At 46.8% G+C, this 12,661-nt stretch carries 10 protein-coding genes and 1 tRNA gene; 6 read left to right on the forward strand and 5 right to left on the reverse strand.

Annotated features, from left to right (window positions below; all coding sequences use genetic code 11):
- Window positions 1–87: 87 nt before the first annotated feature.
- From potA to gabT, 6 genes are all read left to right on the forward strand, one after another.
- Entirely contained in the window at window positions 88–1,224 is a 1,137-nt protein-coding gene (potA, locus tag SHAL_RS05080; RefSeq protein ID WP_012276121.1) for a polyamine ABC transporter ATP-binding protein, read from the forward strand.
- Window positions 1,225–1,234: 10 nt separating this feature from the next.
- Window positions 1,235–2,140: an ABC transporter permease subunit gene (locus SHAL_RS05085; RefSeq protein WP_012154209.1), complete on the forward strand. Its 906-nt coding sequence runs from the start codon at window positions 1,235–1,237 to the stop codon at window positions 2,138–2,140.
- Window positions 2,137–2,952, forward strand: coding sequence for an ABC transporter permease subunit (locus SHAL_RS05090; protein WP_012276122.1), 816 nt, complete (start codon window positions 2,137–2,139; stop codon window positions 2,950–2,952). Before SHAL_RS05085 ends, SHAL_RS05090 begins: the two co-directional genes overlap by 4 nt.
- Window positions 2,953–3,153: 201 nt before the next feature.
- Window positions 3,154–4,440: an NAD(P)/FAD-dependent oxidoreductase gene (locus tag SHAL_RS05095; RefSeq protein WP_041416263.1), complete on the forward strand. Its 1,287-nt coding sequence runs from the start codon at window positions 3,154–3,156 to the stop codon at window positions 4,438–4,440.
- A gap of 141 nt (window positions 4,441–4,581) precedes the next feature.
- Entirely contained in the window at window positions 4,582–6,030 is a 1,449-nt protein-coding gene (gabD, locus tag SHAL_RS05100; RefSeq protein WP_012276124.1) for an NADP-dependent succinate-semialdehyde dehydrogenase, read from the forward strand.
- Between the two features lie 47 nt (window positions 6,031–6,077).
- Complete coding sequence (gene gabT / locus SHAL_RS05105; protein ID WP_012276125.1) at window positions 6,078–7,355, forward strand: 4-aminobutyrate--2-oxoglutarate transaminase; 1,278 nt, start codon at window positions 6,078–6,080, stop codon at window positions 7,353–7,355.
- A 97-nt stretch (window positions 7,356–7,452) separates the two neighbouring features.
- Here the strand turns inward: gabT and SHAL_RS05110 are convergent, their stop codons facing one another.
- The 5 genes from SHAL_RS05110 to dnaG form a co-directional block, all read right to left on the reverse strand.
- Entirely contained in the window at window positions 7,453–7,884 is a 432-nt protein-coding gene (locus SHAL_RS05110) for a universal stress protein (RefSeq protein ID WP_012276126.1), read from the reverse strand.
- Window positions 7,885–8,058: 174 nt separating this feature from the next.
- Entirely contained in the window at window positions 8,059–8,184 is a 126-nt protein-coding gene (locus tag SHAL_RS23560; RefSeq protein WP_263053412.1) for a hypothetical protein, read from the reverse strand.
- A gap of 365 nt (window positions 8,185–8,549) precedes the next feature.
- A tRNA-Ile gene (locus SHAL_RS05115) sits at window positions 8,550–8,626 on the reverse strand.
- Between the two features lie 220 nt (window positions 8,627–8,846).
- Entirely contained in the window at window positions 8,847–10,685 is a 1,839-nt protein-coding gene (gene rpoD, locus SHAL_RS05120) for an RNA polymerase sigma factor RpoD (RefSeq protein WP_190273623.1), read from the reverse strand.
- A gap of 126 nt (window positions 10,686–10,811) precedes the next feature.
- On the reverse strand, window positions 10,812–12,542 hold the full coding sequence (gene dnaG / locus SHAL_RS05125; RefSeq protein ID WP_012276128.1) for a DNA primase: 1,731 nt from the start codon (window positions 12,540–12,542) through the stop codon (window positions 10,812–10,814).
- Between the last annotated feature and the right edge of the window lie 119 nt (window positions 12,543–12,661).

Consider the following 12,661-nt stretch of genomic DNA (forward strand, 5'->3'; position numbering starts at 1 on the left):
TTTGATCAACAGCTAATTTTGGCACAGTAAGTAATAAATGAATTGAAACAAAGGGCATTGATTATCGCCCTTAGTTGGAGAAGTAATATGGCTAGTACCTTAGACGTCACCAATAACTCGATTAAAAAGACGCAGGGCGAAGTGCTACTTCAGATAGACAGAGTGAGTAAGCTATTCGATGAGGTGCGTGCAGTAGATGATGTCACGCTCAATGTCAAAAAAGGGGAGATTTTTGCATTACTAGGCGGTTCTGGCTCGGGCAAATCAACCCTGCTACGTATATTGGCGGGTTTTGAAAAACCATCTGAGGGTCGCATTTTTCTCGATGGGGTCGATATCACCGATATGCCGCCTCACGAACGTCCTATTAATATGATGTTCCAGTCTTATGCGCTGTTTCCTCATATGACAGTGGCGCAGAATATTGCCTTTGGTCTGAAGCAAGACAAGTTACCTAAAGCTGAAATTGAATCTAGAGTGCAAGAGATGCTTAAACTTGTGCATATGGAAAGCTACGCTAAACGTAAACCAAACCAGCTATCAGGCGGTCAGCGTCAACGTGTGGCCTTAGCACGTTCGTTAGCTAAACGCCCTAAATTGTTGTTGCTCGATGAGCCGATGGGAGCGCTGGATAAAAAACTACGAACTCAGATGCAACTTGAGGTGGTGGATATTCTAGAAGCCGTCGGCGTAACTTGCGTGATGGTGACCCATGATCAAGAGGAAGCGATGACCATGGCGGCGAGAATTTCGATCATGAATGATGGCTGGATTGCTCAAACTGGCTCTCCTACCGATATTTATGAGAGTCCAAATAGCCGTATGGTAGCTGAGTTTATTGGCAGCGTTAACCTGTTTGAAGGCGAGATAGTTGTAGATAAAGCAGATCATTTGCTTATCGAAAGCCAAGGTCTATCGCAAAAACTGTTTATTGATCATGGTGTATCAACCAGTGTTGAGGATAAGCGTGTATGGGTTGCAGTTCGCCCGGAGAAGACGCGTATTACCCGTGAGCAACCACAGGGCGAGCATAATTGGTCTAGCGGTGTAGTTGAAGATATTGCTTATCTTGGCGGGATTTCGGTGTACTACATCCGTCTACCCAATAAGCAGCTTATCCAAACTATCATGACTAACCGAGAGCGTCGCTCAGACCCACCAACGTGGGAAGAAGCGGTTTTCATTAGCTGGGAGGCCACCAGCGGAGTGGTCCTTAGATCATAAGGATTCGATCATGAAAAAGCCGTTAAAATTTCGATTACCCAAAGGTCAATGCTGGACCATAGGCGTCCCGTACTTTTGGCTACTGATGTTCTTCGCACTCCCTTTCGCTATTGTACTTAAGATCAGTTTTTCAACCCCAATCATCTCGATACCGCCTTACGAGCCATTGTTTCAGTATGCGGAAGAATCCTTGCAGATCATGCTTAACTTAGGCAATTATCTGCTCATTCTCGATGACTCCTTGTACTACAACGCCTACCTTAGCTCCCTTAAGATGGCCACCATCTCAACCATAGGTTGCTTGCTCATAGGTTATCCGATGGCCTACGCCATTGCACGGGCGCCTAAGCGCAATCAGACCATGTTAATCCTGTTGGTGATGCTGCCCTCTTGGACCTCATTTCTAATTAGGGTCTACGCCTGGATGGGCATATTGAGTAACAATGGTGTGATTAATAACCTACTGATGTGGACGGGTATTATTTCAGAGCCGCTGCAGATCTTAAATACCAATACCGCGGTCTATATCGGCATCATCTACAGCTATTTGCCGTTTATGATTTTACCGCTCTACGCCAACCTATCTCAGCTAGATGGCAGCTTGCTAGAAGCGGCGGCCGATTTAGGTTCTCGTAGCTTAAATACCTTCTGGAAAGTCACGCTACCTTTATCAAAGGGCGGCGTAATAGCAGGTTCTATGCTGGTGTTTATTCCTGTGGTGGGTGAGTTTGTGATCCCTGAGCTACTTGGTGGTCCAGACTCATTGATGATCGGTAAGATCCTTTGGCAAGAGTTCTTCAATAACCGTGACTGGCCAGTCGCTTCCGCTCTTGCGATTGTGATGTTAGGGCTGCTGATCATTCCGATAACCCTGTTCCACCGCTATCAGGCTAAAGAGATGGAGAAGACAGCATGAAGAAGTTAAATTTCTCTACCGTTATGCTTTGGGCGGGTATGTTTTTCCTATATGCGCCTATGTTTATCTTGGTGATCTACTCGTTTAACGAATCTAAGCTGGTTACCGTCTGGGCTGGATTTTCGACTAAATGGTACGGTGAGCTGTTTCGTGATCAGCAGATCCTCGATGCGGTTTGGACCAGTTTGCAGGTGGCCTTTTACGCCTCTACCATGGCGGTGATCTTAGGCACTATGGCCGCCTTTGTAATGACTCGATTTGCACGAGGCTGGGGTAAGCTAACCCTGTCGAACATGATCACCGCACCGCTGGTGATGCCTGAGGTGATCACCGGTCTGTCTTTACTACTGCTATTTGTGCATATGGCCGACCTCTTCGGTTGGCCTGCAGAGCGCGGTATGCTTACGGTGTGGATAGCCCACTCAACCTTCTGCGCAGCTTATGTGGCGGTAGTGGTGTCATCTCGCTTACGTGAGATTGACCGCTCGGTTGAGGAGGCGGCTCAGGATCTCGGGGCGACGCCATTTAAAACCTTCTTCGCCATTACCGTTCCTATGATCTCACCTGCGTTAGTCGCAGGCTGGTTACTGTCGTTTAGCTTATCCCTCGACGACTTAGTGATTGCCAGTTTTGCATCGGGCCCTGGTGCAACAACCTTGCCTATGGTGGTGTTCTCATCGGTGCGAATGGGCGTCTCACCTAAAATCAATGCACTGGCGACCTTGATCATTCTTATTGTGTCGCTCATCGCATTTATCTCTTGGTACTTTGCACGTCGTGCAGATATTAAGCAGCGCTCAAGCTCAGCGTAACCTTATCAGTGTTACTCGGGGATAAAGGTTGCATTGTCTGCCTTTATCCCCGTCAGTTATATCGATACCCCTTATTTGTTGAAAACTCATCTGTTAAAGATAGGCGCTCAGCTATCGTGATAAAGAGATCCGCGGCTAAGGGTAAAGAACAAAAGGACAGAAGTTATGTCAATAATAACCGATGAAAGACAGGCGGAAACCATGATTACTACACCCCATGCAGATTCATACTATGCGGCGTCAGCCAACGATAAGACCGAGCGTCCGATGCTACAAGATAATATCGAGACCGATATTTGCATTATTGGCGCCGGCTACACCGGATTATCGACCGCCTTGCACCTACTTGAGATGGGCTACAAGGTAACCGTACTCGAGGCGGCGCGTATTGGCTGGGGGGCGTCCGGGCGTAATGGCGGCCAGATAGTTAACAGCTTTAGTCGTGATATCGACTCCATCGAAAAAACCGTAGGCACCGAGGCGGGTAAGCTATTTGGTGAGATGGCCTTTGAAGGCGCTCGCATCATTAAAGAACGAATTAACAAGTACAATATTGATTGCGACCTACAAGATGGTGGCGTGTTTGCCGCGCTAAACGATAAGCAGATGGGCCACCTGCAAGCGCAAAAAGCGCTGTGGGAAAAGCATGGTCATATGAATCATCTCGAGCTGTTAGATAAAAATGACATTCGTAAGGTTGTCGACACAGAGTCTTATGTTGGCGGTTTGCTAGATAAGAGTGGCGGCCATATTCACCCGCTCAACTTGGCGCTAGGTGAGGCGCAGGCTGTCGAGTCATTAGGTGGGCAGATATTTGAAGGCTCGGCGGTGATTAAGGTCGAAGAGGGCGAAAATCCAGTGGTGCACACTAGCCATGGCAGCGTGAAGTCTAAGTTTGTCGTGGTTGCGGGTAATGCCTACCTAGGCGGCTTGATGCCAAAGCTGCAAGCCAAGTCTATGCCTTGTGGCACGCAGGTGATTACCACAGAGCCTTTAGATGAAGAGCTGGCTAAAAGCCTATTGCCACAGAACTACTGCGTCGAAGATTGTAACTACCTACTCGATTACTTTCGTCTATCGGGTGATAACCGTCTTATTTATGGCGGCGGCGTGGTGTATGGTGCAAGAGATCCTGCGGATATTAAGTCGATCATCGGACCTAAGATGCTCCAGACTTTTCCTCAGCTTAAAGGTGTGAATATCGATTACACCTGGACCGGCAACTTCCTGCTGACCCTGTCTCGTTTGCCACAGGTGGGGCGCATTGGTAACAATATTTACTATTCACAAGGTTGTAGTGGTCATGGTGTTACTTACACTCACTTGGCGGGCAAGATCTTAGCCGAGGCGATTAACGGTCAGGCGAGCAGATTTGATGCCTTCGCAGGCTTGCCGCACTATCCGTTCCCTGGTGGGCATATGTTTAAGGTGCCCTTTAGCGCCATTGGTGCTTGGTACTACACCATGCGCGACAAGTTAGGTGTATAACTATTAGGGGGTATAAATTTATACCTTTATGATGAACTCAACTCGGCTTTAGGGGGTCGAAGACTATACCAATCAGATATTTAATATGATTGATATTAGTCTGTCGCCTGAACAGCGTTAAAGCAATTTAAGGAGTTACCCGTGCAGTTAAATGATATGAGCTTACTACGCCAGCAATGCTATATAGATGGTCAGTGGCTTGAAGCCATCAACGGTGAGAAAGTTGAGATAGCCGATCCTGCCACTCATAAAGTGATTGGTAGTGTGCCTGTGATGGGCACCACCGAAACCAAAGCGGCGATAACCGCAGCCGAGAAGGCACTACCTGCCTGGCGTGCGTTAACCGCAAAAGAACGTGGCGCCAAGCTGCATCGTTGGTTTGAGTTACTGCTTGAACATCAAGACGACTTAGCACTGATGATGACCACGGAGCAGGGCAAACCCTTAGCTGAAGCTAAGGGTGAGGTCGCCTATGCGGCGTCGTTTATCGAATGGTTCGCCGAGGAAGCTAAGCGCGTTTATGGCGATACTATACCGGGCCATCAAGGGGATAAGCGTTTGATGGTAATTAAGCAAAGCGTGGGCGTTACTGCGGCAATTACGCCTTGGAATTTTCCGGCGGCGATGATCACCCGTAAAGCCGCCCCAGCACTGGCGGCAGGCTGTACCATGGTGGTTAAGCCTGCACCACAAACCCCATTTACCGCACTGGCGTTAGCAGAACTTGCCGAGCGTGCGGGCATTCCTGCAGGTGTATTTAGTGTCGTCACCGGCGATGCTATTGCCATCGGTAACGAGCTTTGTAGTAATCCTGTGGTTCGCAAGCTCTCCTTCACTGGCTCCACCCCCGTGGGCATTAAGCTGATGCAGCAGTGCGCGCCGACACTCAAGAAGATGTCACTGGAGCTTGGCGGTAATGCGCCCTTTATCGTATTTAACGATGCCGATATCGATGCAGCGGTTGAGGGGGCGATGATTGCCAAATATCGCAATGCTGGCCAGACCTGCGTCTGTGCCAACCGCATTTATGTTCAAGACCGTGTATACGATGAGTTTGCCGAGAAGCTGGCCGCTGCCGTTGCCAAGTTAAAGGTGGGCGTAGGCACTGAGGCAGGTGTTACCACTGGGCCACTGATTAACAGTGACGCAGTCGCTAAAGTTCAAAGACATCTGGATGATGCCTTGTCAAAAGGTGCAACTTTGTTTGCTGGTGGCAAGCTAGCGAGTTTAGGCGGTAACTTCTTTGAGCCAACGATTCTTACAAATGTTGATAAAAGCATGTTAGTCGCTAAAGAGGAAACCTTTGGGCCGCTAGCGCCGCTATTTAAGTTCTCCGATGTCGATGATGTGATTGAGCAGGCCAACGATACCGAGTTTGGTCTAGCAGCCTATTTCTATGGTCGTGACATCTCACTGGTGTGGAAAGTCTCTGAAGCACTGGAGTATGGCATGGTAGGGGTTAACACTGGGCTTATTTCCACCGAAGTGGCGCCGTTTGGCGGCATAAAATCATCGGGATTGGGCCGCGAAGGCTCTAAGTTTGGTATCGAAGAGTACTTGGAGATGAAATACATCTGCATGTCTGTTTAATACTTGAAGATTAAGTTCATCAGTATGTCAGTTAAAAGGAAATCGTTATGACAACTAATGAGTCACTTATGGTGCGCCGCCAAGCGGCGGTCGCTAATGGCGTTGGACAAATTCACCCTATCTATACCCAGCGCGCCGAAAACGCTACGGTGTGGGATGTAGAAGGGCGAGAGTTTATCGACTTTGCTGGTGGTATCGCGGTGCTCAATACCGGGCATCTTCACGATAAAGTCAAAGCTGCGGTGGCGGAGCAACTCGAGCTATTTTCTCATACCTGCTTTATGGTGCTGGGCTATGAGAATTACATTCAAGTGTGTGAGAAACTTAATCACCTAGTGCCAGGCGACTTCGCCAAGAAAACGGCATTGTTTACCAGTGGCTCAGAGGCGGTTGAGAATGCGGTCAAAGTGGCGCGTGCTTATACCAAGCGCAGCGGTGTTATCGCCTTTACCTCCGGTTATCATGGCCGCACCATGGCGGCGTTAGCACTGACAGGCAAGGTCGCGCCTTACAGTAAAGGCATGGGTTTGATGTCGGCCAATGTGTTTAGAGCCGAGTTCCCCTGTGCGCTCCATGGCGTGACAGATGACGATGCCATCGCATCGATTGAACGTATTTTTAAAAATGATGCCGAGCCCGATGATATCGCAGCAATTATTATCGAGCCAGTGCAAGGCGAGGGAGGCTTTTACCATACCTCTGTCGAGTTTATGCAGCGTTTACGTCAATTATGCCATAAGCACGGTATTATGCTGATTGCCGATGAGGTGCAAACAGGCGCTGGGCGAACTGGAACCTTCTTTGCTATGGAGCAGATGGGCGTGAGCGCGGATATCACCACCTTTGCTAAGTCTATCGCCGGAGGTTTTCCGTTATCGGGGATCACCGGCCGAGCCGAAGTGATGGATTCCATCGGTGCTGGTGGCTTAGGTGGCACCTATGGCGGTAGCCCACTAGCTTGTGCTGCCGCACTCGCGGTGATTGAGGTGTTTGAAGAAGAACAGCTACTTCAAAGAGCAAATGCGCTTGGCGCTAAGCTTAAAGAGTCACTCAAAGCTATGGCAGCAAAGCATGAGCAAATTTTTGATGTGCGCGGTCTTGGCGCCATGATAGCGGTCGAGCTCATGCAAGAGGGCAAACCCGCGCCAGAGCTGTGCGCGCAAATGCTTAAAGAGGCGCGAGACAAAGGGCTTATACTGCTCTCTTGCGGTACCTACGGTAACGTACTACGTATCCTTGTGCCGCTTACGGCGCCCGATGAGCTGGTTGACAGGGGACTGGAGATCATTCGTGCCTGTTTTGATGTTGTATTGAAGCCTGTTTAATACCAATTGGCATCATCAGTAAAAGGTGGGCTGAGTATAATGCGTGCGGAAATCCGAGAGCCGTTTTTGGTCTCGGATTTTTTACTTTCTAATTGCACTACTTGACGACTAGCACTGGGCAGTGGGCTTTGCAGGCCACCTCTTCGGTAGTATTGGAATTCAAAAAGTGATCAAGTCCTTTCCGGCCATGGCTAGCCATAACGATCATACCTGCATCCACCTTTTCTGCGGTCGATAAAATTTGTTCAACAGGATGGCCATGGCAAATAGCTGTATCAAAAGACAGAGTCTCATCGAGTGTTGCGATAAATTGCTTCATCTTCTCGGCAGCCTCTTTTTCCATTCTTTCGATTAGTTCATCGGGGGTCTCTGCTAAGACGCGAGTGTATTTATCGCCAAAGGGTTTATCGACAACATGTAAAAGACAGATCCCAACGTTATAAAAGTTTGCCATTTCGATGGCATAGCTTATTGCGTGAGATGCAGTCTCCGAAAAGTCAGTGGGACAAAGGATCTGCTTAGTTCGCATAACATTCTCCTGTTGAATACAGGTTGAAATTCGAGGGTGATAGCACTGATAACATAGATTAAACCACTTATAGCGTAGCGCTAAATGCTCGCTACATTAAATATAGGCGCTGTATGCGAGGGAGCAAATACTCAGACTGCATAGCGACCATTATTTTTGATCAACCTATATTATTTAGCTTCTGCTAGAGATGCCTTGGACTCGATTGACCACTAATCCAAAAGTCACCACTGCAAACTCAACAATGGCAATGCCCACAAACATTGAAAATAGTGCGGGTACATGTCTTATAAAATCCATAGAAGACCTCATTCTATATTTGATACAAACTGATACGTTCTAGAAAATATCCCACAAAAACAGGTTGTAAAGTTTGATATAGCTCGCAAAAGATGAGCTAAGTCCTGAACAGTTATGGTGAGGTTTTATTAGCGACTATAGATATAAAAAAGTCTACATGAGGTAGGCTTTCCGTTTTAAATTGCAGCCACTCACAGACTTGAGCTGCTGGAATTGATGACGATTATGAAATTGAAGAGTGTTATCTAGATGCTGAGGGGAAAAATATATTCCAAGCATGACTACCACATCTATCCATGGGATGTGGCATATATGTTCTAGACATGAAAAAGCCGCTTAAATTTCTTTAAGCGGCTTATCAAAATTGGTGGCCCCTCACGGACTTGAACCGTGGACCTGACGATTATGAGTCGTATGCTCTAACCAACTGAGCTAAGGGGCCGACTTAAGATAGTCGTCACTATCGAAAGCGGTGAGAAGTATACGAGTTTTACAAACGCTTGTCACCTGCGTTTTCACTAGAAATGCTGTTATAAATGCACGACTGCTTATCTGTTAATCAATCTGGCTTAGTGCTTGTTTCATTTGAGCAAAAAAAAACTGCCCTTGGGCAGCTTTCTGTTTGAAATCGAGTATTTCAATAACGATTGCTCGTCTATTTACTATTCGTCTAGGAAAGACTTCAAGATCTCTGAGCGAGAAGGGTGGCGCAACTTACGTAGCGCTTTAGCTTCAATCTGACGAATACGTTCACGTGTTACGTCAAACTGCTTACCAACCTCTTCTAGCGTGTGGTCAGTATTCATATCGATACCGAAACGCATACGCAGAACTTTCGCTTCTCGAGCCGTTAGACCGGCTAGTACTTCGTGAGTTGCGTTCTTCAAGCTTTCGCCTGTCGCAGAGTCCAGAGGTAGCTCAAGCGTCGTATCTTCAATAAAGTCACCTAAGTGCGAATCTTCATCGTCACCAATAGGGGTTTCCATTGAGATAGGCTCTTTAGCGATCTTAAGTACCTTACGGATCTTATCTTCAGGCATTAACATGCGCTCAGCCAACTCTTCTGGAGAAGGTTCACGACCCATCTCTTGCAACATTTGGCGAGAGATACGGTTAAGCTTGTTGATAGTCTCTATCATATGTACTGGAATACGGATCGTTCTTGCTTGGTCAGCAATAGAGCGAGTGATCGCCTGACGGATCCACCAAGTTGCATAAGTCGAGAACTTATAACCACGACGGTATTCAAACTTATCTACCGCTTTCATCAGACCGATGTTACCTTCCTGGATAAGATCCAAGAACTGTAGACCACGGTTGGTATACTTTTTCGCGATAGAAATTACTAGACGTAAGTTCGCTTCAACCATCTCTTTCTTTGCACGACGAGCTTTCGCTTCACCGATGGACATACGACGGTTGATATCTTTGATTGCGCCAATAGCTAGACCAGTTTCAGTCTCGATCGCATCAAGCTTTGCACGACAACGCTGTACATCGAACGAAACAACCTTTAATCCTTCAGCGTATGGCTTGCCTGAAGCAAGTTCTTCGTTGAACCATTCGATGCTGCTTTCGTTGCTAGTATAAACTTTGACGAAGTTTTTCTTCGGCATTTTGGCTTGTTCAACACAAAGCTTCATGATCAAACGTTCTTGAACACGGACTTTGTCCATCATAGAGCGCATGTTTTTAACTAAGCGGTCAAACTGCTTAGGCATCAAACGGAACTCTTTGAAGATCTCGCCAATTTCAAATAGCGCTACAGTCGACTCTGGGTGACCACGGCCTTTGTCTGCAATGATTCTTAATGCATTTTCATGAGCGACGCGAAGCGTAGTGAATTTCTCTTTAGCTTCTTCAGGATCCGGCCCCTTTGGACCTTCCTCTTCTTCGTCATCATCATCGTCATCATCGTCATCATCTTCGTCATCCAAATCATCATCAGATAAATCTGAACCAACGTGAGTTGCCGTTGGAGCGACATCTTCTGCATTTGGATCGACGAAACCTGAGATAATGTCAGATAGTCTAACTTCTTCAGCTTCGTAACGGTCGAACTGCTCTAGGATCATCGCAATCGCTTGCGGATATTCCGCAACAGATGCTTGAACCGTGTTGATCCCTTCTTCGATACGCTTAGCGATAACAATCTCGCCTTCACGTGTTAGAAGTTCAACGGTACCCATTTCACGCATATACATACGTACTGGATCGGTGGTACGACCTAATTCAGCTTCTACTGTTGCAAGTGCAGCAGCAGCTTCTTCTGCAGCATCATCATCGGTGCTGTCTTCAGACATCATGATTTCATCAGCATCCGGAGCCTGTTCATAGACTCGAATACCCATGTCATTGATCATCTGGATAATATCTTCAATCTGGTCAGAATCGACCATGTCTGCAGGTAAGTGATCGTTCACTTCTGCATAGGTTAAGTAACCTTGCTCTTTACCTTTGGCGAGCAACAATTTAAGTTGCGACTGCGGAGTATGATCCATAGATATCATCCAAGTTGGGAAACAGTTAAAACGACGGGCAAAAAACAGCCGCGCAAGTCGTCAATTATAGCCTTCGGTGCTTCTCTGTGCTAGTCCAAGTGTTTACTTTTGAGGCTGTATTTTCAATTAAGCCTTGTTTTTAATCACTGAAATTAGCTTACTAAGCTGTAACCGCTCTTCTTTCGTGAGATTCTTCTTCATACTCAGTTCCTGATAACGTTGTTCAAGATACTGGTTATTTAACCACACGAGGGTTTCTTTTAACTTTTGTAGCAAGTTTTCATCCGCCACTTGATGATCCCATTGGGTCAGTTTTTTTAGGGTGCTGAATTGGTTATCGCCCCTGAACTGTTCAAGTAGTTGTGCGCTGGTTATCACTTGCCCGCGAGTTAAATCTAATACAAGGGTTAGCAAATCAATGCCAGCCATCTGTATATGTTTTAGCGCTGGTTGTTCGGGTAGTTTTTCACCCAAATGCGGATGTTGTACTAGCAATGCAATGGCTAATCGCAGAGGCGTACCACGTCCTTTCAACGCTTTGTGCTGATTTGGCTTTTCGGCCGCCTTAGTCGAAAAGTTAAATTTTCGCTTAAGTTCATCGGCACCGTTCATTCTTAGCTTATGTGCTAAATCTTCGAGTAACAGGCTCTGTAATACGGTGTCCTGTACTTTTTCTATGAGTTTAATGGCATTTTTTGCCAAAACACTCTTATCTTCATTGCCGTAAGTTTTTATAAGGTTCTCAAACAAAAACTCAGGTAGCGCCATAGCTTGGTCGATTTGCGCTTCAAACTCTTGTTTGCCAATTTGTCTAACCAAGGTGTCGGGATCTTCCCCCTCAGGAAGGAACATAAATCGAACCTGATTACCGGGTTTGAGTAGTGGCAATGCTGTTTCTAACGCTCGCCATGCGGCTTCTTTACCCGCTTTGTCACCGTCATAACAGCAGATGACCTCTTTTGCACTACGTAGTAATAACTGAAATTGTTCAGCCGTTGTCGAGGTACCGAGTGAGGCGACAGCGTAGTCAACGTCAAACTGTGCCAGTGCCACAACATCCATATAGCCTTCAACAATCAAGACTCTTTGCGGTTCGCGGTGACGCTGTTTTAATTCGTATAGACCATAAAGCTCATTGCCTTTATGAAATATGGGCGTTTCTGGCGAATTCAAGTACTTCGGTGTACCGTCACCTAACACTCGGCCGCCAAAGCCGATCACTCGTCCGCGTCGGTCCCTGATTGGGAACATTAAACGGTCGCGGAATCTATCGTAGCGTTTGCCACTGTCATTCTCGATGACCATGCCTGCGGTAAGCAGTTTATCTTGCGAGTCTTGGTTTTGGCGGTAACGGCTTAGTAGACCATCCCAGCCATCGGGTGCAAAGCCGATATTGAAGTGTTCAACCACTTCTTTTGAAAGGCCTCGATGTTTAAGATAATCAAGGACTTTTTGTTTGTCTGTATGTTGCCTAAGTTGGCTTTGAAAGAACAGGCTAGCCTCTTCCATCAACTGATATAAGTCGCGACTCAGCTCTTGATCGCGTGGTTTGCCAGTGCCTTGTTCCCTTGGGACTTCGAGTCCAAGTTGTCCGGCGAGTTCTTCAATAGCATCAACAAAGTCGAGTCGGTCATATTCCATGACAAAATCGATAGCGTTGCCGTGTGCTCCGCAGCCAAAACAATGATAAAACTGTTTGTCTCTGCTGACAGTAAAAGAGGGAGATTTTTCGCTATGAAAAGGACAACAGGCAGAGTGGTTTTTACCCGCCTTTTTTAGGGGCACTTTAGGGTCGATGAGATCGACAATATCAGTGCGAGCTACTAGCTCATTTATAAAATCACGAGGTATCGCCATTAGTGTTGTTAAATGCCGCCTTTTTACGTGAAATCAAAAGTTACGTGAAATCAAAAATCACGTGAAATAAATTTGGGAATTTCGAAAACAAACAAGCCGCGCAGAAGCACGGCTCATTC

The sequence above is a fragment of the Shewanella halifaxensis HAW-EB4 genome, assembly GCF_000019185.1.
GTDB lineage: Bacteria > Pseudomonadota > Gammaproteobacteria > Enterobacterales > Shewanellaceae > Shewanella > Shewanella halifaxensis.